The sequence below is a fragment of the Roseovarius ramblicola genome, assembly GCF_042430665.1.
GTDB classification, from domain to species: domain Bacteria; phylum Pseudomonadota; class Alphaproteobacteria; order Rhodobacterales; family Rhodobacteraceae; genus Roseovarius; species Roseovarius ramblicola.
In genome coordinates, this window is the sequence record NZ_JBHMEC010000026.1 from 1 (window position 1) to 22,673 (window position 22,673).

The window sequence follows — 22,673 nt, forward strand, 5'->3', positions numbered from 1 at the left end:
CCGATCAGCAGGTGCAAAGAGTAGCTTGATTTACGCCAGATCCTGTCCAAGAGACGGGGAGTAGCTCCGACACTGGGATATGTTCGATCGTCTCCAGCGTGCGCATATCACCGAAGCACGCAACGTTGCGGATCGCGACGTCATCAATGATCTCGCCGCGTCCATCGGGCATGACCGCACCGAATTCCGTACGCTGCTGAGAGACCCAGAAACAGCGCGGCGCGTAGAGGCGGATCGCCAGCATGCGCAACGGTTTCAGATTCGCAGCGTCCCGACGCTGATTGAGCCTATGACCGGCACGCGTCTTGTGAACGGGCCCATCGAGGATCTGAGAGTCCAACTCGACTTTGCAGCCTGGCTTGCCGGGCAACGGGGAGGCGCGGCCTGATGCGTTTTCTCACCCAGCTTCTGTATCGCTATCGCGAGCGGCGTCGCTTGCGTGGCGTGCCCGGAAATTTGCCTCCGTATCTGATGCGCAACATCGGCCTTGAACCGCGTGTCGAGCGAAGTCGCCCCCTTTCCACGCTCCTTTGGTGAGCCCTTCCTTGGAGAATCATACCATGTCTCGAACGCCCGATATCCTGATCACGGCGCTTGCACCGGCCATCTGGGGCAGCACCTACCTTGTCACCACGGAATTCCTGCCCGAGGGATATCCGATCACTCTCGCGGTGTTGCGGGCTCTGCCGGCAGGCCTCCTGCTCCTCGCAGTCACGCGATGCCTGCCATCCCGCGATTGGCTGATCCGGGTGTTCATGCTCGGAGCGCTGAACTTTGCGGTGTTCTGGACACTGCTGTTCGTCGCCGCGTATCACCTGCCAGGTGGCGTTGCCGCGACCGTGACATCTGTGCAGGCGCTGATGGTGATCGGCATGGCGCGCGGCTGGCTGGGCACATCTGTACGCGCAGCTTCTGTTGTCGCCGCGATCACCGGGATAACGGGCGTCGGCCTCCTGCTCCTTGGACCGGGCGCGGCGCTTGACCCAGTCGGGATTGCCGCAGCCCTTGGCGCAGCGGCGGCGATGGCTGCGGGCACTGTTCTCAGTCGCAAATGGCAACCCCCGGTTCCGGCGCTCAGCTTCGCCGCCTGGCAGTTGACCGCGGGCGGCCTAATCCTACTGCCTCTGTCGCTTCTCGCGGAACCCGCGCTACCCCCGCTTACCATGACCAATCTCGGCGGGCTGCTCTGGCTTGGGTTGATCGGGGCCGCAGCAACCTACTGGATCTGGTTCCGGGGTGTTGCCCGGATCGAACCCGGCGCGGTTTCGATGCTCGGCATGATGAGCCCGGTCACTGCGGTCATCCTTGGGTGGGTTTGGCTGGGACAGGCATTGAGCTTGCTCCAGATCCTCGGCGCCATCATCGTATTGGGATCGGTCTGGGTAAGCCAGGCAGCCAGCCGTCCCTGCGGGCTGCGAATGCCGAGCTGGTTCACGCGGTATCGGGCGTCCGCCTAATGTGCTTTCAACCGTCCTGTATAAAGGCCACCTTGATGCCCAGCCCTTCCGTCGCACGCGCGTTTGTCTCTAAGGCCCGATGGGCGGGTCCGGCACCAACAGAACGACACCATTTGCGAGGTGACCTGCGCGGCCGGCGCGAGCGGCAGCATTCAGAATTTCATGACTTCTAAGGCTTCGCGCCCGTTCCGTTTTGCCGACGCCCGGTTGTCGCCCGCCAGGATGGCGAGATCAGCAGGAAGATTTAACCCTTGAGGCGGGTGCGTAGTGTGCTGACCTGTGCCGCAAGCACGGGATGTCGGAAGGCACCTTTTATGCTTGGAAGGCCAAGTTTGGCGGGATGACAGTATCGGACGCCAAGCGGCTGAAGGCGCTTGAAGACGAGAATGCAGAGGTGGCTCGGTTGATCCGAACAGGTTCCGGGCGCGTGTTGCGCGGGAATTGGGCGCTCTGATCGAACGACGAGGCAGGCCGCGAATGATTGTTTCGGACTGATCTGATCCCCGCAAACTGGACCGTTTGAAAGTGGAGTTTTCCGCTACGGTTTCGCGGCTGGAAGAGGAGCGGAATCACACGAAGGCATCGAAGTTTACGGACGCGCAGAAGGAGTTCATCATCAAGCAGGGCGAAGAAGGCACGCCGGTCGCGGAGATCTGCCGCAAGGCAGGCATCAGCCAGGCGACCTGCTCCAACTGGAAGAAGAAGTATGCCGGCCTTTTGCCGGCCGAGATGAAGCGGCTGAAGCAGCTCGAGGATGAGAATGGCCGGTTGAAGAAGATCGTGGCCGACCTGACGCTGGACCGCGAGATGTTGCAAGACGTCATCCGGTGAAAGTTCTGAAGCCTGGTCGGATGCGCGAAATGGTTCGCGGGATGTGCAGCGATTAGGCGGTCTCGGTCGACGGCGTGACCGGCTGTGGCACGCCGAAACGCGCGCAAAGCTATCAACAGGCGAAGCACCATAACGGCACGCACATCGTCAGCGCGCGTGCGCGGCATGGCGACTGCTCACCCGGGGTGAAGGGCTGCGACTGAGCCCTGTCCGCAGGCGGGATGACAAACGGGACGCGGTGTGCCGCCGCGCCCGGCACCGTCTAGAGCAGCGTCAGATCACCCGCCATCTGACGGCCATCGCGGCCATCCTTCAGCTCGTAGCCGACCTTCTGATTGTCGGCGAGGCCGGTGAGGCCCGAACGCTCCACCGCCGAGATATGCACAAACACGTCCTTGCCGCCATCGTCCGGGGCGATAAAGCCGTAACCTTTCGTGGTGTTGAACCACTTCACGGTGCCTGTCGGCATTCCGTTCTCCTTCGTCTTCGTCTTCGCGTCCCCGGGAGTATGCCGGGCCATATGCCGCGTTGGGCACAGGACGATGATTGCATCGTCAATGTAAAAATCAAGCGAAACTCAGTGACGGCCCCGGCGCGGCGCGCTATGAGAGCGTTCGCAAGGAAGCGAAAAGATGGTCGTATACGGGATCAAGACCTGCGATACCTGCCGCAAGGCCCTGAAATCCCTGCCTGGGGCGCGTCTGCACGACATCCGGGCAGAGGGTCTGCCCGATGATGTGGCACAGGCGGCGCTGGAGCGGTTCGGGGACGCGCTGATCAATCGGAAATCGGCGACATGGCGCGGACTGAGCGAGGCGGTGCGTGCGGAGGCACCGCTGGCGCTCATTGGCGCGCACCCGGCGGTGATGAAACGCCCGCTCATCGACGCGGGCGGCACGCTTTACCTCGGCTGGGGGCGGGAGGTTCAGACCGCGCTTCTTGGATGACAGGCGAGACCGCCTATATCGGCGGCAGCAACGAAAGGCGGACACAATGCGCAATGCGGCGGCGGTTCTGGGGATCATCGGCGGGTGTCTCGCGATCCTCGTGGGGTTTTTCAGCTATGGCTATACCGAAGCGGTGCACCGCTTCGGCGAGGTCGAGGGGCTGCTGCATCAGGTCGCAGATCCCGCGCTGATCCGCACCGCGAGCTTCCTCGCGCCGCTTCTGGCGATCGCGGGGGGCGCGATGGCGCGGGCGCGGGCCCTGCCTGCGGGGGTGCTCCTGCTGGTGGCGGCGGGGCTGATCTATTATGCGTTCGGCTTCAACGTGTTCACCATGTTTCCGATCGGGATGGCGGGGCTTGCGGGCGTGCTGGCGCTGGCGGCGGGCAAGCCGGACGAACCGAAATCGCATTTCTAGAGCGCGCGGTCGCGGACCCTCGGTGTGGGGCTGACAGGCTTGTGACATGACATTTCAGGGCTGGTGCTTAGGGTCCATCGCGACACGAGACGACGGAGCGCCCATGCGTCACGCCCTTGCCATCGCCCTGCTTGCCCTCATCGCGCCCGCGCCGGCCCTCGCCGCCGGGCAGATCGAGCCGCGCTGTCATGCCGAGGTGCCCTGCGCGCTCGGCGACCGGTCCTACCATGTCAAGGAGCCCGACGGCTGGGACGGCCAAACGCCGCTGCCGGTGCTGCTGCATTTCCACGGCTGGATGCGGCAGGGCACGCTGATCGTCAAGCATGGCCGGATTTCCGGCGCGACGCGGCGGCGCGGTGTGCTGTTGCTCGCGCCCAACGGGCAGGGCAAGACTTGGGATTTCTGGACCGATCGGACCGATGACGTGGATTTTGCCGCCGCCGTGATCGAGGACGCGGCGAAACGCTATCCCATCGACCGCAGCCGCATTTATGTCTCGGGCTATTCCTACGGCTCGGCCATGGCGTGGCGCTATGCCTGCGAGAACGGCGACGGGGTGGCGGCGCTGCTGGCGGTGTCGGGCACGCTCCGGCAATCCGAGACCTGTCCGCAGGCCCCGGCGGAGGTACGTCATGTCCATGGCACGTCCGATACGGTGATGGATTTCCCCTTCGGCCCGCATGGCGAGACGACATGGCCCGTCAAGCTCTGGCGCGAGCGGATGGGATGCGCCGGGCCGGGCGAACGCCTCGGGCATTGGTCGGTGACCCATCACGACACGTTCGCGCGCACACTCTGGGACTGCGACGAGGGGCGTGTCACGCTCGACGTGCACGGGCGCGGGCATTTCATCCCGCGCGGCTGGATCGCCCGGCAACTGGACGAATTGCTCGGCCTGCCGCGATCCTACCCGTGACGTCCTGATCGCGGCAGGGAACCGGTTCACGGCAACGGATGGTTCGGCTGTTCCAGCCATGCGCACAGCGCCGCATTGGTCTCGGCGGGCCGCTCCAGCACCGGCAGATGTCCTGCACCGTCGATCACGCACAGATCCGCGCCTGGGATCAGCCCGGCCATGAACTCGTGCCGCCGTTGCGGGGTCAGGCCGTCGGCGGCCCCGCACAGCACCAGCGCGGGCACCTGGCAGCGGCGCAGCACGGCCTGATAGTCGCGTCGCCGCTGCAGGGCGCGCACCTGCCGCACGAGCGTGTCTGGCCCGAGCGTTTCGGCCATTTCCACCACCTGCGCCAGCACCTCTGTCCTGCCCGGTCCCGGTGCGAGCACGTCCTGGCCGAGCACCATCTCGACCGCCTCGGCAATCATCCCGGCGCGCAGTTTGGCGACCAGCGGCTCGTACCCGGCGGAGGATTGCGGTGTCTCGGCCAGCGGATTGGTGTCCATCAGCGCGATCCGGGTCACCCGCTCGGGCGTGCGTCGCAGGATTTCCATTGCCACGATTCCGCCCATCGAAAGCCCGGCCAGCGCGAACCGCCCCGGCAGGTGATCGAGCAGCCCCGAGACGATCTCCTCTATGCGCTCGCCATGCGTGATCGGCGCCGCGCACACCACCCGGTCGCGGCCCAGATCGGCGATCTGCGGCGCGAAGAGCCGCGCATCGCACATCATGCCGGGCAGGAACACGATCGGATCACTGTTCATCGAAACATCCCCCGATCCCGGCGGCCTCTCGCCCACGTCCTCCGAAAGCATGACATCGCCGCTGCCGCCCGTGCAAGGTCTAAGGCGCGATGACCCGTTCGATCCAGCCGGTCATCGCCTGTGCCGCAGCAGCGGTGTTGCCGGGGGACATGATGTCGCCCGCCACGACATGGGCTGACGGGTCGTCGCCCTCGGCCAGCACCGGCGCGACGCGCGTCGCGGGCCCGCCCCAGCGGGCGAGCACGCCGTCGGTCAGGTCCGGGCGCACCACGGTGTCGGCCTCGGAGTAGTAGAAGAGCGCGGGCACCGGGATCGTCGCCGGATCGAGCGAACGCGCCCGCGCCACCAGCGCCGCCATCGGAAACACCGCCGTGCTGGGATACTCGGTGGTCCATTCCGCCGCCTGTCCTGGGTTGCGCGGCTCGAAGCTGCGCCGCTTCCCGGCCACCAGCGGCAGCCAGTGGCGCGCGCCCGGCCATGTCAGCAGCGGGGCCAGCGGGTTGTTGATGCCGAAATTGGGCGAGACGAGGATCGCCCCCGCGACGCGGTCGCGCAGCGCCGGGTCGGCAAGGGCGAGTGTGGCCACCGTGGCCCCGGTCGAGGTGGCGAGGATCACGACGCGATCCCCCGCCGCGCGCCCCACCGCCAGCGACTCGGCGGCGTCGGCGAGCCAGTCAGAGGCCGTCGCCTCAGCCATTGCGTCGCCGTCACGCCCGTGACCGCGGAACCGCGTGAAGACGAGGTTGGCCCCGAATGCCTGCGCCACCATGTCCGGCACCGGGCGGATTTCCTGGCTCGAGGCCGAGAAGCCGTGAAGGTAGACGATGGCGAGCGGCGTGCGCGTCTCGGGCGCGCCGGCCCAGATCACGCGCTTGTGGCTGTCGGGGCGGATGTCGTCATAGCGCGCCTCGCGCGCGGCGAGGAAAGCATCGATACCGCCGTCGAGGGTGCCGGTATCGAAGGTTGGCGGCATCTCCACCGGCTCTCGCGGCGCGAGGATCAGACCCACGCCGAGGAGCAGAGCAAGCGCCAGAACGGCGCGCAGCAGCCAGCGCCTCATCCCGTGTCCGCCCGCGCGCTCACCTCGTCCAGCGCCGCGCCGATAAGATCGAGACAGTCGGGATCGGAAAAGCGGTGATCGGCCCCGCGGACCAGCGTGAGCCGCATGTCAGGCCCGGTGGCATGGTCCAGAAGCCGCAAGGCGACGGACTTATCCACATCATTATCGGCGGTTCCTTGCAGAAACCGAACCGGGAAGGGCAGGTCGAGCGGTGAACGCAGCACGAGGTGATCGCGCCCGTCCTCGATCAGGCGGCGGGTGATGATGTAGGGTTCGCCATACTCCGAGGGCAGGGCGATCTGCCCCTCCTGCATTATCTGGCGGCGGTCGGGTTCGTCAAACCCGGCCCACATCGCGTCCTCGGTGAAATCGGGGGCGGCGGCGATGCCCACCATGCCAGCTACCCGTTCGCGGCGGGCCCTTGCCAGCAAAAGCGCGATCCACCCGCCCATAGACGAGCCCACGAGGATCTGCGGCCCCTCGGTCAGCGCGTCGAGCACGGCGCGGGCATCCTCTGCCCAATAGCCGATGCACCCATCGGTGAAGGAACCAGAGGATCGCCCGTGCCCGGAATAGTCGAAGCGCAGGAAGGCGCGGCCCCGGGCGCGCGCCCACTCCTCGAGCCACAGCGCCTTGGTGCCCTCCATGTCGGACTTGAACCCGCCGAGAAAGACGATACCCGGGCCATTGCCCGTCAGCCGGTGATGGGCGATGCGGCGGCCCGCCCCGGTCTTGAGCCATGATGGTTGCGGCATCGCATCCTCCCTTGCCTTGCGGCGGGGATCATGCACCTGCGCCGCGAGGCGCGCAAACCGGTTTTCGCCCGGCCTCAGCCGCCGATATAGGCCCCGTTGCGCGGCCGATAGAACACCTTCTGATTATGCAGCCGTCCGAGCAGGTCGTGGATGCGCAGCAGGGTCTCGTCCGCCTCTGGCGGGGTGTCGGCGGTCTTGTCGTGCTGCACATCGTCGGGCAGCGCCCGCGCCGACAATTCGGCCTTGGCCTGCCGCAGTGCGGTCTCGATCAGATCCATGTCCTCGACGGAGAGTTCGAATGTCTCGTTATAGCCCGGCAATTCCTGCGTCTCCCGTGATGTACGGCACCGCGACTTTACGTTCGCAGCGCAATAATGTTGCGTGGTCGATAAACGGCATTTAGGGCATTGGACACGACATGTCCAATGGGTTTTTTCAACTGCGTCAAGAGGTTGCAATATACGGTCGCATACCGTCGCGCACCTGCCCCCTTGACCTTGCGGGCGGATGCGGGCATGAGGCCCGCAAGATACCCGCAACCGGGCGTTCCGTGGGCGCCAAACCGACGAGGAGCCTCAGATGGCCGATATTTCCCTCATATTTCCCGATGGCAATGCGCGCAGCTACCCCTCTGGCGTGACCCCCGCCGAGGTCGCGGCGGATATCTCCGTGTCGCTGGCGAAGAAGGCCATCTCGGCCCATGTCGACGGGCAGCACTGGGACCTGCAATGGCCGATCCCGCGCGATGCCGCGATCAGCATCAACACGATGAAGGACGAGGCCCCGGCGCTCGAACTCATCCGCCATGACCTTGCCCATATCATGGCCCGCGCGGTGCAGGAAATATGGCCCGATGTGAAGGTCACCATCGGCCCGGTGATCGAGAACGGCTGGTATTACGATTTCGACCGCGCAGAGCCGTTCACGCCCGAGGACCTTGGCCGCATCGAGGCCAGGATGCGCGAGATCATCAACGCGCGCGACCCCGTCACCACCGAGGTCTGGGACCGTGCCCGTGCGATCGCGCATTACGAGCAGACGGGTGAGCGCTACAAGGTGGAACTGGTCGAGGCCATTCCGGGCGATGAGCCGCTGCGCATGTACTGGCACGGGGGTTGGCAGGATTTGTGCCGTGGCCCGCATCTGCAGCATACCGGGCAGGTGCCCGCCGACGCCTTCAAGCTGATGAGCGTGGCTGGGGCCTATTGGCGCGGGGATTCCTCGCGCCAGATGCTGCAACGCATTTACGGCGTGGCCTTCCAGAGCCGCGACAAGCTCAAGGCGTATCTCAATTTCCTCGAAGAGGCCGAGCGCCGCGACCATCGACGACTCGGGCGCGAGATGGACCTCTTTCACATGCAGGAAGAGGCACCGGGGCAGGTGTTCTGGCACCCCAACGGCTGGACCATCTATACCGAGTTGCAGGACTACATGCGCCGCAAGCAGCGCGTCGGCGGCTATCGCGAGATCAACACGCCGCAAGTCGTCGACCGCAAGCTGTGGGAGGCCTCGGGTCACTGGGACAAGTACCAACACCACATGTTCGTGGTCGAGGTGGACGAGAGCCGCGACGGTGAAAACGACGATGCGGCGGTCAAGAACAAGGCGCAGACGCGGATCAACGCGCTGAAGCCGATGAACTGCCCCTGCCACGTTCAGGTGTTCAACCAGGGCCTGAAATCCTATCGCGACCTGCCGCTGCGGCTGGCCGAGTTCGGGTCATGCGCGCGGTTCGAGCCGTCGGGCGCATTGCACGGGATCATGCGGGTGCGCGGATTTACGCAGGACGACGCGCATATCTTTTGCACTGAGGCGCAAATCCAGGACGAGTGCGCGCGCTTCATCGACTTCCTTGCCGGGGTCTACCGCGAGCTTGGTTTCCCTGAATTCGAGATCCGTTTCGCCACCCGTCCCGAGAAACGTGTCGGGACCGATGAAAGCTGGGATTACGTCGAGGGTGCGCTGGAAAACGCGATCAAGGCCGTTGGCCGCGATTACACGCTGGAGCCGGGGGATGGCGCGTTCTACGGACCGAAGCTGGATTTCTACCTCACCGACGCGATCGGCCGGGTCTGGCAGTGCGGCACCTTCCAGGTGGATCCGAACCTGCCCGAGCGGCTGGACGCGAGCTATATCGCGCAGGACGGGGCCAAGCACCGGCCCTACATGCTGCACCGGGCCTGCCTCGGGTCTTTCGAGCGATTCATTGGCATCCTGATCGAAGAACATGCCGGGCGGCTGCCGTTCTGGCTCGCACCCCGGCAGGTGGTGGTGGCGTCGATCGTGTCGGACGCCGATGATTACGTGCACGAGGTGGTCGAGGCCCTGCGCGCGCGGGGTGTGCGTGCCGAGGCCGACACCCGCAACGAGAAGATCAACTACAAGGTGCGCGAGCATTCCGTGGGCAAGGTGCCGGTGATTCTCGCCTGCGGGCCGCGCGAGATCGAGCAGCGCAGCGTGTCGTTGCGCCGCCTCGGGGAAAAGGCCACGCGCACCGTCGCGCTTGACGAGATCGTGCCGGAACTGGCCGCCGAGGCGACCCCGCCGGACATGGCCTGACGCGCGCGCGCCTCAGATCAGCGCGAAAATCCGGGCCGGGCCGCCGGTGCCGCCGCGATGCTTGGGCGCGCCGATGACGATGGTAGCGCCCGCCGCCGGAACCCGGTCGAGACCCGCCACGTTCTCGATCCCGAAGCGCCCGGAGGGCAGCCACGCGTAATGGGTGGCGAAATCCGCCGAGGGCCCGTGGTCGAGCGACAGGGTATCGACCGCGATGGAGCGCGCGCCGGTCTCTTCCATCAGCATCTGCGCGGCCTCGACGTGGAAGCCCGGATAATGCTGCGCCTCGCCGTCGAAGCCACGGAACGCGTCGCTATCCACCTTGGCCCCCCAGCCGGAGTAAAGCGCCACGCAGGCCCCGTCGGGGATCGGACCGTGCGCAGCGATCCATGCCTTGAGGTCGTCGGGGGTGAGCCGGGTATCGGCGTCCTCGGCGGCGCGTGCGGCGATATCGACCACGCAGAGCGGGGCCACCAGATCGCCCACGGGGATCTCGTCCACCGAGGCACCATCGGCGGAAAAGTGCAGCGGCGCATCGACATGGGTGCCGGTGTGCTCGTTGACGGTGAGCGTCAGCAGGTTGAACCCGTGCTCGTCAAAGTTGAAGGTCTGCTCGGTCGAGATGCCTGGCGCGCCGAAATAGGTGGGGAAATCGGCGTCATAGGCATGGGTCAGGTCTTCGACCGCGCCGTGCCCGTGAGCAAGAGCGGGGGGCGCGCCGAGAGGTGCGAGCGCCGCCCCCGCGCCGACAGTGGCCGCCGCCGTGAAAAAGCCGCGCCGCGACAGCATCCTGTCCTTGACCGCGTTGATGATACAGGCGTCACACATGGGTCTTTCTCCTCTGTTGTTGAAACGCGGCGGCGATGCCGTGGCTATTGTCCGAAGGACCTGAGCCCGCGAAAGTCGATCTCTCCGACAAGCGCGAGCATCTCCTCCGCGTCGCCACCGCTGGCCTTGATGAGAAAGCGGTTCGCCACGAGCCCCGTCACCTCTCCATCCTTTATCATGAATTTCTCGCGCCCCACACGCTCGACCCGGGCCCCGTACATGGCCGCGTTGGCGATCATGCCGGACATGGCGCCCACCATCGGGTTGTCGGCCATGATGGTGATGGTCAAGCGCGTGCCCGCGCCCGCATAGGTGGCCTCGGCCCCGGTGCCGCCGCCCATCATGGCAAGGCCCGCGTTCATCTCGGTGTTGATCTCGCGGCTCCAGCCCTCGGGCGCGTCGGGCAGGAAGCCCGCGAGCGCGTCGGTCTTGAGCGCGAGCAATAGCTGACGGGCGTAGTCGAGCTCTTCGAGCGCGTAGGCCGTATCGCCTTCCTCGTAGGCGTCGAGCGCGCTTTGCAGTGTGTCCGATATCTCGTCGGCGGCGGCGGGCACGCCGAAACCGATTGCAAGGGCCGCAGCGGCCAGCGAAAAACGTGTCATTTGCGAACACTCCATAATACATGCAAAAGGGTGTCGGATGCCGGAAACTTGCCGCCACGACATCGCGAGTTTACGTCAAGTGGTGTAGTTTTCAAGACTGGCGGCGGGGAGAGACCATGATCGCGCTGATGCGCCTGCTGATCTTCGGGGGGATCGCCCTCGGCGTGCTCTACCTGGGCCTGTCGTGGTATTTCCGTGCGGCCCATCGCGAGCGGATGGAGCGTGACTGGGAGGCGGCGGGCCGTCCGGGCAACCGCGACGCCTATGTCGCGGAAGGGATGGCGCAGTATGAACGGTCGCTGCGGCACAGGCTCTTGTGGCTGGTCTTTGTTCTGCCGGTGATGGCGGTGGGGCTGATCATCTGGATCACGAATTTCAACTGAGGAGGCCGGGCGATGGTCTATGTGAAATGGGGTTTGCGGGCGATCTTCTGGATCGCAGTGCTGGCCTTTCTGCATTACACCCTGCCGCAGCATGATATCGCGCGGATCACCGATACCTATGAAAAGCGGGTAAATCCCGGCGAGAACGCGCTGTTCTGGTCCAATGCCGCGACCGGCGAAAACGTCAACGCAACCGGGCGCGATGTGTTCTTCATCCAGACCTTTCTCACCGATGACGATCCGATGATCTATCGCAACGAGGATACCGGCTGGGGCTGGCCGCCCTATTTCAAGTTCGACACCGCGAATCTTCAGGCCGAGGCGTCGGATATGATGTCGAAGAAATCCGCCGGGTCCGCGCAATGGGTCGCGATCCGCCACTACGGCTGGCGCAACGAGTTCCTCTCGATCTATCCCAACGCGGTTTCGCTGTGGGCGGTCGAGGGGCCGGACGTGCGGCTCGTGCCGTGGTTCAACATCGTGGTGCTGACGCTGCTTGCGGCGCTGTGGTGGGCGATCCGCGTGCGCTGGAACCGGTTCTGGGAGCGGCGCGGCAGGCCCGAGGGCGGCGAGTGGCGCGAGGCCGCCGACTGATCGCTCACCGTGCCCCGTAATAGAGCCCGACCACGTGCTCGGCCTCGGCGAAGAACAGCCAGCGTGACACGGCGATGCCCGCGAGGTGGCTGATCGCGGCGAGCGCGGCAAGCGCATGGCTGAACGACAGTGCCAGCAGCACGAGCGGCACGGCATAGCCGAGAGCGAACGCGATCACCCGCAGCTTGGCCGCGTGCCTGCGCCCCACCACGAAGACGAATTCGCGCAGCAGGTAATTGCCGCCGGTATGCGGCGGGGCGAAGGCGCGGACCTGCCCGATCCCGCCCAGCCCTGTGGCGGTGGCCATGTCGGTGCCGCCCGCGGCGAATGCCCCGTCGCCGCGCCGCCACCACAGCACCTGCACCAGCCCCGCCAGCGCCAGCAACATGATTGCGGCGATGGCCTGCCCGGCCAGCAGCGCCCCGCCCGCGAGTGCAACCGCGAAGAACAGGGCCGGGGTGAGCGGCGTTTTCCAGCGCGGCACGGTGCGCATTTGCGCGTAGATCATCGAGGTGGTGAACACCGTGGCCAGCGCCAGCGCCGCGCCCGCCCATCCGAGTGGTGCCAGCCGCGTGTCGAAGAACACCAGCCCTGCGCCGTAGAGCCCCATGACCACCAGTGCCGCAACCGAACAGACGCCCTCGCGCGACAGCCAGCTTGAGCGCCACTGGCTGAATGCCCTCCACGCGCGTTCCGGGTGGCCGAGATGAAAGGTCGAGGCCAGCAGCCCGCCCGCCGCGAGCGCGTAGGCCACGGCGAAGAAGGCGAAAGCCACCCAGCCGGTGACATCGGGCAGGCCGAGGCCCAGCCAGAACAGCAGGCCAAAGCCCGCGCCGGAGAGGGTGGTAAAGGCGATGACGGACGGGGCGGGATGCATGTCAGAGTCTTTCCAGAGTGCGGTCGAGCCAGCCGAGAAAGCCCTTGGGCTCTTCGGCCACGGGGGCGAGCAGGGGGGCCAGCACGTCGACCTCGTCGAGCGTGTCGCGCGGGCGCGGCGGCAGGTACTTGTTGACGGGTTTCGTACCCTGTTCGGGCATCAGGTCCATCCCGCCGCGCTCGGCCACGAGCCGGCTCACGTCGCTGTCGGGATCGCCCAGATCGCCGAAATGCCGGGCCCCGGCGGGACAGGTGCGCACGCAGGCGGGCACGCGGTCTTCCTCGGGCAGGTTGTCGTTGTAGATGCGGTCGACGCAGAGGGTGCATTTCTTCATGACGCCCTCGGCCTGATCCATTTCTCGCGCGCCGTAGGGGCACGCCCAGGCGCAGAGCCCGCAGCCGATGCAGTCGGTCTCGTTCACCAGGACGATGCCATCCTCGGCGCGCTTGTAGCTGGCCCCCGTCGGACAGACGGTGACGCAGGGCGCGTCCTCGCAATGCAGGCAGGATTTGGGGAAATGCACGAGTTGCGCGGCGGGATGGGGCATGGCCGATGTTGCCAGCGGCTGCACCTCGTAGCTGTGTACGCGGTTGAGAAAGGTGCCGGACGGGTCGGCACCGTAGGGGTCCTGATCGCTGAGCGGTGCGCCGTAATTCTCGGTGTTCCAGCCCTTGCAGGACACCACGCAGGCGTGACAGCCGACGCAGGTGTCGAGGTCGATCACGAGGCCCATCTTGCGGGTGGTGGATTCGGGAAGGGTGGTCATGCTCAGCCCTCGTGCGTGTTGAGACCGCAGGACTGGGGCGCTGCCCCAGACCCCGGAGTATTGGTACCAAGAAGAAACCGGGTCACTTTCCCACCTTCCATGTCAGGTTTTCGGGGCCACGGCCCACCGGTGACTTGATCGGCGCGAAGGCCGGTTGTGCCTCTGCCGGAGCGTCGGCCTTCTCGATCTTCACCCGCAGATCGAACCACGCCGCCTGCCCGGTGACGGGGTCGGAGTTGGACCAGCGCAGCCCATCGCCCTTGGGTGGCAAAAGCTCGTGGATGAGGTGGTTGAGCAGGAAGCCGCGCGTCGCCTCGGGCGCATCTTCGGAGAGCGCCCAGGTCCCCTTGCGTTTGCCGATGGCATTCCATGTCCAGACGGTGTTTTCATTGAGCGCGGCCATGTGGGCGACCGGCACGGTGATTTCGCCATGGGGTGAGGTGACGCGCGCCCAATCGCCCTCTGAAAACCCGTGCTTATGCCAGAGCTTCGTGGGCAGGTAGAGCGGGTTTTCGCCGTGGATCTGCCGCAGCCAGGCGTTCTGCGTGCCCCACGAATGATACATCGCCATGGGGCGCTGCGTGAGCGCGTGAACGGGGAATTCCCCGGTGTCGACGCTGTCGTCCTCGAAGGGCGGATACCAGATCGGCAGCGGGTCCATCATGGCCTTGATCCGCGCGCGCAGATGATCGGGGGGCTGGCGGTCGCCATGGCCTTCGGCGGCGAGTTGGAACTTGCGCATCGGCTCGGCGTAGAGATCGAAGATATAGGGCTGGGGCGTGTCGAAGATGCCCATGCCGACGGCCCAGTCCTGATAGGCCATGTTCCACGGTTTGTAGTAATTGGCCCCCTCGGGGATGTGGCTGACGCAGAAGCCGCCATTCTCGATGTAGCGGTCGATCTGCGCTGGGTTGGGCGCGCCGCGGCCCACATCCGCGCCGTCGCCGCGAAAGCCCATGAGCGGGCCGATGCCGGGCTTGCGCTCGTGGTTGACCATGTAATCGGCGTAATCAGCATAGCGCGGCGTGCCGTCCTCGGTTGTAAAGCCCGGCAATTTCAGCTTGTTGGCCAGTTGCACCAGCACCGTCTGGAAGCCGCGCACGTCACGGTCGGGCTCTACCACCGGCCAGCGGATCGCATCCGCCGCCGCGTCCGCCTCGCAGATCGGGCGGTCGAGAAGCGAGATGCAGTCGTGGCGCTCCAGATAGGTGGTATCGGGCAGGATGAGATCGGCATAGGCGACCATTTCCGAGCTGTACGCATCCGAATAGATGATGCGCGGGATGACATAGTCGCCGGTCTCGTCGGTGTCGGTCAGCATCTCCATCACGCCGCGCGTGTTCATCGAGGAATTCCACGACATGTTGGCCATGTACATGAAAAGCGTATCTATTTTGTAGGGGTCGCCGGCATGGGCGTTGGAGATGACCATGTGCATCAGCCCGTGCGCAGACATCGGGTTTTCCCATGTGAACGCCTTGTCGATGCGGGCCGGGCTGCCGTCCTCCTTGAGCGCGAGGTCCTCGGGGCCGCGCACAAAGCCCAGATGCGGGCCGTCGAGCGGCTGGCCGGGCGCGTATTTGCAATGCGGCGTGGGGTGGGCGCTCACGGGTTTGGGGTAGGGTGGTTTGAACCGGAACCCGCCGGGCACCTCGACCGTGCCGAGGATGATTTGCAGCACATGCAGCGCGCGAGCGGTCTGGAAGCCATTGGAATGCGCCGATATTCCGCGCATGGCGTGAAAGCTGACCGGGCGGCCGGTCATCGTCTTGTGCGTCTCGCCCCGGAAGTCCGTCCATTCGTGATCGAGGGTAAACGCCTCATCAAACGCCACGCGCGCGATCTCGGCGGCGATGCGGCGGATCTTGTCGGGGGTGATGCCGCAGCGCTCGGCCACTGCCTCGGGGGCGTATTGCGGGTCGAGGTAACGCTCGGCCATCAGGTGCATCACCGGGCGATGCGTGATCCCGTCCACCTCGTGCGTGGCGCTCAGGTCGGGGTGCACACCCGGCGTATCGAACGCCATGCGCTTGCCGGTGGTGCGGTCGATGACTGTCGGTTTTCCGTCGGTATCGCGTAGGTACAATCCATGTTCGGGCGAGGCGGGATCGCTGTTGATGAGAACCGGCGCGTTGGTGTAGCGGGCGAGGTAGTCGAGGTCGATCTTGCCCGCGCGCATCAATTCGTGGATCAGCGACAGGATGAAGAGGCCATCGGTGCCCGGCGTGATGCCCACCCAATCGTCGGCTACGGCGTTATACCCGGTGCGGATCGGGTTCACCCCGATCACCTTCGCCCCGCGCGCCTTGATCTTGCCGATGCCCATCTTGATCGGGTTGCTGTCATGGTCCTCGGCCACGCCGAACAGCATGAAGAGCCGGGTGTGGTCCCAATCCGGCTGCCCGAATTCCCAGAACGCGCCGCCCATCGTGTAGATGCCCCCGGCGGCCATGTTGACCGAGCAGAAGCCGCCATGCGCCGCGAAATTCGGCGTGCCGAAATTCTGCGCCCAGTAGCCGGTGAAGCTCTGTGACTGATCGCGCCCGGTGAAAAAGGCGAGCTTGGACGGATCGGTCTTGCGGATCGGCTCCAGCCAGTCGCAGGCGATTTGCAGCGCCTCGTCCCAGGAAATTTCCTCGAACTCGCCCGACCCGCGGGGACCGACGCGCTTTAACGGCGCGCGCAGGCGCGAGGGGGCGTTGACCTGCATGATCCCGGCGGAGCCCTTGGCGCAGAGCACGCCCTTGTTGACGGGATGATCGCGGTTGCCCTCGATATACGCGACCTTGCCGCCCTTCATGTGCACGTTGATCCCGCAGCGGCAGGCGCACATGTAGCAGGTGGTCTTGCGCACCTCGTCCGAGACATGCGGCGAGGTATCGATGCGGGGTTGCTGTGTCATTGGCGGCCTGTCCTCCCTTGGCCTGAAACTAGGCCAGGCTGCGGGCCGGTGCGACCCGTATTCTGCAAACTTCGCGTTCCGTGAACATGCGTTTCGATCTTTCTGAAGCGGGCGGTACGACGTTCCGTTGTCATGCGGGCGTGCCCAGGAGCGCCAGCGCGTCGGCGGCGATCATGCGCTCTTCCCGTGCGGGGACGATCCAGGCGGCGATGGCCGAGCCCTGGGCGTGCAGGCGGGGCCCGCCGCCGGCGTTGGCCGCCGCGTCCGCCCGCAGACCGAGCCAGCCCAGCCCGTCCATGATGCGGGCGCGGACCGGGGCGGCGTTCTCGCCGATGCCGCCGGTGAAGGCCACCGCGTCGAGCCCCTCCATCGCCGCGATCAGCGATCCGGCGTGGCGCACGGCCCAGTAACAGAAGTGGCCGATGGCGAAACGCGCCTCTGTCGTGTCGGCCTGCATCAGCGCGCGCATGTCCGACAGCCCGCCCGAGAGGCCGCGCAACCCGCTGTTTTTGTTGAGCAGATCATGGGTGGCCGCGATCCCGTCCTCTTCGGCCAGACGCAGCACGGCGTTGCCGTCGATCTCGCCCGTGCGGGTACCCATGGTCAGCCCGCCGAGCGGCGAATAGCCCATCGTGGTGGCCACCGAACGCCCGTCGCGGATGGCGCAGACCGACGCGCCGTTGCCGAGGTGAAAGGCCAGCAGGCGCGCGGGAAGGGGGGTGCCGGTGATCCCCGGCAGGGTCCGCACCACCGAGGCATAGGAGATGCCGTGAAAGCCGTAGCGGCGGATGCCGCGCGCCTCGATCCCGGGGGGCAGGGCATAGCGCAGCGCGACCTCGGGGTTGGTGGCGTGAAAGGCGGTGTCGAAGCTCGCCGTCTGCGGCAGGTCGGGGGCGAGACGCGCCAGCGTCTCGATGGCGGCGAGGTTGTGGGGGTTGTGCAGCGGTGCGAGGGCAGCGCAGCGGTCGATGGCGGCGGTGGTGTCGGGGGTGATGCGCACCGGCTCGGTGATCCCGGTGCCGCCATGCACCACGCGATGCGCGGCGGCACGGAAGCTGGAGAGGGGAAACCCATTATCGTCAAGCGCTTGCAGGATGGATTTCAGCGCGGAGGCGTGATCGGGCAGGTCTTGCGCAGTGTCGTGTCCGCCGATCTTCAACCGGCCCGTACCGCCGATGCCGTCGGCGATACCGCTCAGACGCCCGGCAAGCCCGCCGTCGAATACGGCGACCTTGATCGAAGACGACCCGGCATTCACCACAAGGATCATGGTGCCGCTCCGATGACGCCCAGGGCCATCGACGCAATCCGCTCCTCGGCCCCCTGCGCGCGCGAGGTCAGCAGGATCGGCACGTTTGCGCCCAGCACCACACCCGCGCAACAGCATCCCATGCCAAAGGACATCAGCTTGAACAGTGCATTGCCCGTGGTGATGTTGGGCGTCACCACGATGTCGGCATCGCCCGATACCTCGGACTCGAAATTCTTCGCCTCCGCTGCGGCGCGCGACAGGATCAGGTCCATCGCCATAGGCCCCTGCACAACGGCATGCGGCAACGCCGCCGCCGCCCAATCCGCGATCCGGCGCGCGTCCATCGTGTTCGGCACCGACGGCGTCGGGTCTTCCGACGGGGCGAGGATGGCGGCCTTGGGCCGCGCGATCCCCAACCGCATCGCGAGTGCCACCGCATGGCTCAGGCATGCTTGCCGCGTTTCTACGTCCGGGTCCACGTTCAGCGCCGCATCGGTCAGCAGGAGCGGCCGTTCCGAGCCGGGCATCGTGATGTGAAACACATGCCCGCACCGCGTGCCGGGGGCACGCAACCCGACCGCCGACGGCAACAGGCCCTTGAGGAATGCCGACGTGTGGATCTGCCCCTTCATGATGGCCCCTACCTCGCCCGCGCGCGCCATCCGCGCGGCTTCGGGTGCGGCGGCCTCTTTCGGTGCGTGCACCAGCGGCAGCCCGGAAATGTCCCAGCCGATCGCGTTCGCCGTCGCCGCGATCTTGGCAATGTCCCCGATCAACACCGGGTCCGCCAGGCCCGCCTCGGCGGCCACCCGGATCCCCTGCAGCGGGTTCTCGGCCCCGGCATTCACGAGCGCCACGCGCGGTCTGGGCAAGGACCGGGCCCGAGCCAGCAACGACGGCGGGCAAACGGGCAGGGTCCTGGCTAGAAACGGATAAGGCTCTGTCATGTCCGGTCCTGTCACAGCGTCGCGGGCCCAGGATAGCCCCGCGCGGCATGGTGTCCGCGCGGGATCACGGTCGTGCGACGGCTCAGACCTGCTGCGCGCGCATGTCGGCGGGGTCGATCCCGGCCACGGCGACGGGCTCCTTCATCGCGTCGCGGCGGAACGGCTCGCCCAGTTCCTGATTGAGCAGCACCTCGATCAGGGTGGTGGTGTTGTTCTCCATCTGGTCGCGGATCGCCTGATCAAGCGCGTCGGTGAGCGCGTCCATGGTCTTGACCTGCACGCCCTTGAGGCCGCAAGCCTTTGCGATGCCGGCATAACTCACCTTCTCGTCCAGCTCGGTGCCGACGAAATTGTCGTGGAACCACAGGGTCGAGTTGCGCTTTTCCGCGCCCCATTGGTAGTTGCGGAACACGATCTGCGTCACTGGCGGCCACTCCTCGCGGCCGATGGCCGTAAGCTCGTTGACCGCGATGCCGAAGGCGCCGTCGCCGGCAAAGCCGACCACCGGCACGTCCCGGCAGGCGATCTTGGCACCGACGATGGCGGGCAGGCCGTAGCCGCAAGGGCCGAAGAGCCCGGGGGCGAGGTATTTGCGCCCTTCCTCGAAAGAGGGGTAGGCGTTGCCGATGGCGCAGTTGTTGCCGATATCCGACGAGATGATCGCCTCCTTGGGCAGCGCCGCCTGGATCGCGCGCCACGCCATGCGGGGGCTCATCCAGTCGGGCTTGTCGGCGCGGGCGCGCTTGTTCCAGGTGGTGCCGGGATCGTCATCCTCGTGATCCATCGAGGAAAGCTGCTGCGCCCAGGTAGATTTCGTATTCGCGATCAGGGACTTGCGCGCGTCCCGGTCGGTATCGCCGGCGCTGTCGGAGAGACGCCCGAGGATGCCCTCGGCCACCTTTTTCGCGTCGCCGACGATGCCGACGGTGACGGTTTTGGTGAGGCCGATCCGGTCGGGGTTGAGATCGACCTGAATGATTTTGGCGTCCTTCGGCCAGTAGTCTATGCCATAGCCCGGCAGGGTCGAGAACGGGTTGAGCCGCGTGCCGAGGCAGAGCACGACATCGGCCCTGGAAATGAGCTCCATCCCCGCCTTGGACCCGTTATAGCCCAGCGGCCCGGCAAACAGCGGGTGCGAGCCGGGAAAGGCGTCGTTGTGCTGATAGCCCACGCAAACCGGCGCATCGAGCCGTTCGGCCAGTGCGCGCGAGGCGTCGATGCCATCCGCCAGAACCACGCCCGCGCCGTTGAGGATGACGGGGAATTTGGCGTCGCTCAGAAGTCTCGCCGCCTCGGCGATCGCGGTTTCGCCGCCCGAGGGGCGCTCGAAATCCAGCACGTCGGTCAACTCGATATCGACGACCTGCGTCCAGAAATCGCGCGGCAGGTTGATCTGCGCCGGGGCGGAGGCGCGTTTTGCCTTGAGAATCACGCGGTTGAGCACCTCGACCACGCGGGTCGGGTCGCGCACCTCCTCCTGGTAGGCGACCATGTCCTCAAAGAGTTTCATCTGCTCGACCTCCTGGAAGCCGCCCTGGCCGATGGTCTTGTTGGCGGCCTGCGGGGTCACCAGCAGGAGCGGGGTGTGGTTCCAGTAGGCGGTTTTCACGGCGGTGACGAAATTGGTGATGCCGGGGCCGTTCTGGGCGATCATCATCGACATCTCGCCGCAGGCGCGGGTATAGCCGTCGGCCATCATCCCGGCGCTGCCCTCATGGGCGCAATCCCAGAAGGTGATCCCGGCGCGCGGGAACAGGTCAGAGATGGGCATCATGGCCGATCCGATGATGCCGAAAGCATGTTTGATTCCATGCCGTTGCAGGGTCTTCACGAAGGCTTCTTCGGTGGTCATCCTCATCGGGTGGCTCCTTGGGTCTGGGGCACGCATGGCGCGCGGGGCATGTCTGTTCGGGCGAACCCTAGCCGGGGGGCGGCATGGCGAGTAGGGCCAGAGCGGAGTGTCAGATAAGTCCAATACATTGCATTATTGAGAATCAAAGTATCAATAAATGAGATTTCAATCCAGTCTGATGAATGCCGTACCTGTTCATGAATTGTTAGCTCCCTGATTATATTGTTACAAATATCAGCAAGGGCGATCCGCCCCGTGCCCGGGCCCGCTGTCCAATTCGCGTGCCAGCCGCGCGATCCCCTCGACGATGCGCCCGGACGGGATCGAGGAATAGGCCAGACGGTAGAAGTTGCGCGGGCGGTCCGGCCCGTGAAAGAACGGCGCGCCCGGCTCGATCAGCACGCCTTGCGCGCGCAGGCGGGTGTCGAGCGTGGTGGTGTCCACATCGTCCGGGGCCTGCATCCAGATCGACGAGCCGCCGAAGGCTCCGCGCCCGGCGATGTCAAGCCCGTGTGCCGCCAATGCGGCCTCCATCACCTCGCGGCGCCCGGCGAAGACGCGCGCCGTGCGGCGGATCAGACTGTCATAGTGGCCGAGGCTGAGAAAATAGGCGGCGGTGCGCTGCATCAGACCCGGCGGATGGCGCAGAACAGAGGCGCGCAGTGCCCGTGCCTCTCGAATAAAAGGTTTCGATCCAACGAGATAGCCAAGGCGCAAACCCGGAAACACAGACTTGGAGAAGGACCCGACATAGATCACCCGCCCCTCGGTGTCGAGCGACTTGAGCGCCGGGAGAGGGGGGTGGAGAAAGGCCATCTCGAACTCGTAATCGTCCTCGACGATGAGCGCCTCGCGGTCGGCGGCGCGGGCAAGCAGCGCGCGGCGGCGGTCGAGCGGCATGGTGGCGTTGGTGGGCGACTGGTGGCTGGGCGTGGTGAAGATCACGTCGGCGTGGCGCGGCAGCGCCTCGGGCGGCAACCCGTCGCGATCCACGTCTATGGCGTGCAGGTGACAGCGCGACTGGGTGAGGATGTCGCGCAGCGCGTGGTAGCACGGGTTCTCGATCACCGCGGTGCGCCGCTGCGTCAAGAGCACCTGCGCGGCCAGCCAGAGCGCGTTTTGCGCCCCCATTGTAATAAGGATTTCAGAGGGTTGAGCGAGAATCCCGCGGCGCGGAAGGATGTGGCGCGCGATGAACTCCACGAGGCTCGGATCGTCACGGTCGTAATGATCGGCGCTCAGCGCGTGGAAATCCCGCGCGCCCAGCGCGCGCAGCGCGCATTGCCGCCAGTTGGCATGGTCGAAAAGCTGCGGATCGGTCTGGCCATAGATGAACGGGTAGGGGTAGCGCGCCCAGTCGAGCGGCTTTTCCGGCGTGTCGCCATCGCTGTAGCGCCGCCCCAGCGCGCGCGCCCAGTCCACCGTCTCGCGGCGCGGGGCGGGATCAGCGAAGGCGGGAGGTTCCGGTGCGTTTTCAGAGACATAGTAGCCGGACCGGTCGCGGCTTTCGAGGTAGTCGCTGGCCTGCAACTCGGTGAGCGCGAGGGTCACGGTGATGCGGCTGACGCCGAGGTGCGCGGCAAGGCGGCGCGAGGACGGCAACTTCTCGCCCTTGCGGAACCGCCCCGACAGGATGCCCTGCGCGATCATCTGCCGGATCTGTGCTTGCAGGGTGCCCTCGGCATCGGGCGCGAGGAAGAATGTCTCAACCGGGATCGCCATTGCGGCAGGATAGGCTGGACTTATCCGGGCCGCAATCTGGTCTGGTGCGTGATCTGCGAACCTCTCGGTTCGCGGGCCGAACCGCAAGGTTCGCGACAGGTCGTGTCCGGGGCGTCAACCGGATCGCAAGGTTTTCCCGTCACGGTGTGGGAACCCGGACGATTCGCCGGATCAACGGATCAACGGATCAACGAATGAAGGGATGAAGGGATACGTCAGGCCAGACGCAAGGGCATGAGACGCATCGGCCGGGCCTGCCCGCGGT

General features: G+C 66.0%; 23 protein-coding genes and 2 pseudogenes. 11 read left to right on the forward strand and 14 right to left on the reverse strand.

Annotation, left to right across the window (positions count from 1 at the left end; translation table 11 throughout):
* Positions 1-79 precede the first annotated feature (79 nt).
* From ACFFU4_RS14830 to ACFFU4_RS14850, 5 genes and pseudogenes are all read left to right on the forward strand, one after another.
* Positions 80-388 (forward strand): DsbA family oxidoreductase, encoded by a 309-nt coding sequence (locus ACFFU4_RS14830; RefSeq protein WP_377070592.1) that lies wholly within the window; start codon positions 80-82, stop codon positions 386-388.
* Positions 388-537: a hypothetical protein gene (locus ACFFU4_RS14835; RefSeq protein ID WP_377070593.1), complete on the forward strand. Its 150-nt coding sequence runs from the start codon at positions 388-390 to the stop codon at positions 535-537. Before ACFFU4_RS14830 ends, ACFFU4_RS14835 begins: the two co-directional genes overlap by 1 nt.
* A 23-nt stretch (positions 538-560) precedes the next feature.
* Positions 561-1,457 carry an EamA family transporter gene (locus ACFFU4_RS14840; protein ID WP_377070594.1) on the forward strand — a complete coding sequence of 299 codons (897 nt, stop codon included), beginning with the start codon at positions 561-563 and terminating at the stop codon, positions 1,455-1,457.
* 193 nt (positions 1,458-1,650) lie between these two features.
* Positions 1,651-1,866: pseudogene (locus ACFFU4_RS14845) on the forward strand (transposase); the annotation flags it as partial.
* Positions 1,867-2,009: 143 nt separating this feature from the next.
* Positions 2,010-2,341, forward strand: a pseudogene (locus tag ACFFU4_RS14850) (transposase); the annotation flags it as partial.
* 209 nt (positions 2,342-2,550) lie between these two features.
* On the opposite strand, the gene ACFFU4_RS14855 reads toward ACFFU4_RS14850, so the two are convergent.
* Positions 2,551-2,757, reverse strand: coding sequence for a cold-shock protein (locus ACFFU4_RS14855; protein WP_377070595.1), 207 nt, complete (start codon positions 2,755-2,757; stop codon positions 2,551-2,553).
* A 163-nt stretch (positions 2,758-2,920) separates the two neighbouring features.
* Between ACFFU4_RS14855 and ACFFU4_RS14860 the strand changes: the two genes are divergently transcribed.
* The 3 genes from ACFFU4_RS14860 to ACFFU4_RS14870 all read left to right on the forward strand — a co-directional run bounded on the left by ACFFU4_RS14860 (position 2,921) and on the right by ACFFU4_RS14870 (position 4,566).
* Complete coding sequence (locus tag ACFFU4_RS14860; protein ID WP_377070596.1) at positions 2,921-3,235, forward strand: ArsC/Spx/MgsR family protein; 315 nt, start codon at positions 2,921-2,923, stop codon at positions 3,233-3,235.
* 46 nt (positions 3,236-3,281) lie between these two features.
* Positions 3,282-3,650, forward strand: a complete 369-nt coding sequence (locus ACFFU4_RS14865) for a hypothetical protein (RefSeq protein ID WP_377070597.1) — start codon at positions 3,282-3,284, stop codon at positions 3,648-3,650.
* A gap of 103 nt (positions 3,651-3,753) precedes the next feature.
* The gene (locus tag ACFFU4_RS14870; RefSeq protein ID WP_377070598.1) at positions 3,754-4,566 is read left to right on the forward strand and encodes a CE1 family esterase; all 813 of its coding nucleotides are present in this window, start codon (positions 3,754-3,756) and stop codon (positions 4,564-4,566) included.
* A gap of 26 nt (positions 4,567-4,592) precedes the next feature.
* Here the strand turns inward: ACFFU4_RS14870 and ACFFU4_RS14875 are convergent, their stop codons facing one another.
* The 4 genes from ACFFU4_RS14875 to ACFFU4_RS14890 all read right to left on the reverse strand — a co-directional run bounded on the left by ACFFU4_RS14875 (position 4,593) and on the right by ACFFU4_RS14890 (position 7,444).
* Positions 4,593-5,309 (reverse strand): alpha/beta fold hydrolase, encoded by a 717-nt coding sequence (locus ACFFU4_RS14875; protein ID WP_377070599.1) that lies wholly within the window; start codon positions 5,307-5,309, stop codon positions 4,593-4,595.
* 79 nt (positions 5,310-5,388) lie between these two features.
* A complete protein-coding gene (locus ACFFU4_RS14880) occupies positions 5,389-6,369 on the reverse strand; it encodes an alpha/beta hydrolase (RefSeq protein WP_377070600.1) in 981 nt (326 codons plus the stop codon).
* The gene (locus ACFFU4_RS14885; protein WP_377070601.1) at positions 6,366-7,124 is read right to left on the reverse strand and encodes an alpha/beta fold hydrolase; all 759 of its coding nucleotides are present in this window, start codon (positions 7,122-7,124) and stop codon (positions 6,366-6,368) included. Before ACFFU4_RS14885 ends, ACFFU4_RS14880 begins: the two co-directional genes overlap by 4 nt.
* Before the next feature lie 74 nt (positions 7,125-7,198).
* Positions 7,199-7,444: a hypothetical protein gene (locus ACFFU4_RS14890; RefSeq protein WP_377070602.1), complete on the reverse strand. Its 246-nt coding sequence runs from the start codon at positions 7,442-7,444 to the stop codon at positions 7,199-7,201.
* A gap of 259 nt (positions 7,445-7,703) precedes the next feature.
* Between ACFFU4_RS14890 and thrS the strand changes: the two genes are divergently transcribed.
* Complete coding sequence (gene thrS, locus ACFFU4_RS14895; protein WP_377070603.1) at positions 7,704-9,683, forward strand: threonine--tRNA ligase; 1,980 nt, start codon at positions 7,704-7,706, stop codon at positions 9,681-9,683.
* Between the two features lie 12 nt (positions 9,684-9,695).
* Here the strand turns inward: thrS and ACFFU4_RS14900 are convergent, their stop codons facing one another.
* Entirely contained in the window at positions 9,696-10,511 is an 816-nt protein-coding gene (locus tag ACFFU4_RS14900; RefSeq protein ID WP_377070604.1) for a cyclase family protein, read from the reverse strand.
* A 44-nt stretch (positions 10,512-10,555) separates the two neighbouring features.
* The gene (locus ACFFU4_RS14905; RefSeq protein ID WP_377070605.1) at positions 10,556-11,113 is read right to left on the reverse strand and encodes a hypothetical protein; all 558 of its coding nucleotides are present in this window, start codon (positions 11,111-11,113) and stop codon (positions 10,556-10,558) included.
* A 116-nt stretch (positions 11,114-11,229) separates the two neighbouring features.
* On the opposite strand from ACFFU4_RS14905, the gene ACFFU4_RS14910 reads away from it, so the two are divergent.
* Together ACFFU4_RS14910 and ACFFU4_RS14915 are read left to right on the forward strand one after the other, a co-directional pair.
* Positions 11,230-11,496 carry a hypothetical protein gene (locus ACFFU4_RS14910; RefSeq protein WP_377070606.1) on the forward strand — a complete coding sequence of 89 codons (267 nt, stop codon included), beginning with the start codon at positions 11,230-11,232 and terminating at the stop codon, positions 11,494-11,496.
* A gap of 12 nt (positions 11,497-11,508) precedes the next feature.
* Positions 11,509-12,090 (forward strand): DUF1523 family protein, encoded by a 582-nt coding sequence (locus ACFFU4_RS14915; RefSeq protein ID WP_377070607.1) that lies wholly within the window; start codon positions 11,509-11,511, stop codon positions 12,088-12,090.
* Between the two features lie 4 nt (positions 12,091-12,094).
* On the opposite strand, the gene ACFFU4_RS14920 is transcribed toward ACFFU4_RS14915, so the two are convergent.
* The 7 genes from ACFFU4_RS14920 to pdxR all read right to left on the reverse strand — a co-directional run bounded on the left by ACFFU4_RS14920 (position 12,095) and on the right by pdxR (position 22,408).
* A complete protein-coding gene (locus tag ACFFU4_RS14920; protein WP_377070608.1) occupies positions 12,095-12,967 on the reverse strand; it encodes a dimethyl sulfoxide reductase anchor subunit family protein in 873 nt (290 codons plus the stop codon).
* Between the two features lies 1 nt (position 12,968).
* The gene (locus ACFFU4_RS14925; RefSeq protein ID WP_377070609.1) at positions 12,969-13,733 is read right to left on the reverse strand and encodes a 4Fe-4S dicluster domain-containing protein; all 765 of its coding nucleotides are present in this window, start codon (positions 13,731-13,733) and stop codon (positions 12,969-12,971) included.
* 82 nt (positions 13,734-13,815) lie between these two features.
* On the reverse strand, positions 13,816-16,635 hold the full coding sequence (locus ACFFU4_RS14930) for a molybdopterin oxidoreductase family protein (protein WP_377070610.1): 2,820 nt from the start codon (positions 16,633-16,635) through the stop codon (positions 13,816-13,818).
* Positions 16,636-16,765: 130 nt separating this feature from the next.
* Entirely contained in the window at positions 16,766-17,905 is a 1,140-nt protein-coding gene (locus ACFFU4_RS14935; protein WP_377070611.1) for an acetate/propionate family kinase, read from the reverse strand.
* On the reverse strand, positions 17,902-18,759 hold the full coding sequence (locus ACFFU4_RS14940) for a phosphate acyltransferase (protein ID WP_377070612.1): 858 nt from the start codon (positions 18,757-18,759) through the stop codon (positions 17,902-17,904). The genes ACFFU4_RS14935 and ACFFU4_RS14940 overlap by 4 nt, the downstream gene beginning before the upstream one ends.
* Positions 18,760-18,916: 157 nt before the next feature.
* Positions 18,917-20,692, reverse strand: a complete 1,776-nt coding sequence (gene xsc / locus ACFFU4_RS14945; protein ID WP_377070613.1) for a sulfoacetaldehyde acetyltransferase — start codon at positions 20,690-20,692, stop codon at positions 18,917-18,919.
* A 228-nt stretch (positions 20,693-20,920) separates the two neighbouring features.
* The gene (pdxR, locus tag ACFFU4_RS14950; RefSeq protein WP_377070614.1) at positions 20,921-22,408 is read right to left on the reverse strand and encodes a MocR-like pyridoxine biosynthesis transcription factor PdxR; all 1,488 of its coding nucleotides are present in this window, start codon (positions 22,406-22,408) and stop codon (positions 20,921-20,923) included.
* Positions 22,409-22,673: the final 265 nt, after the last annotated feature.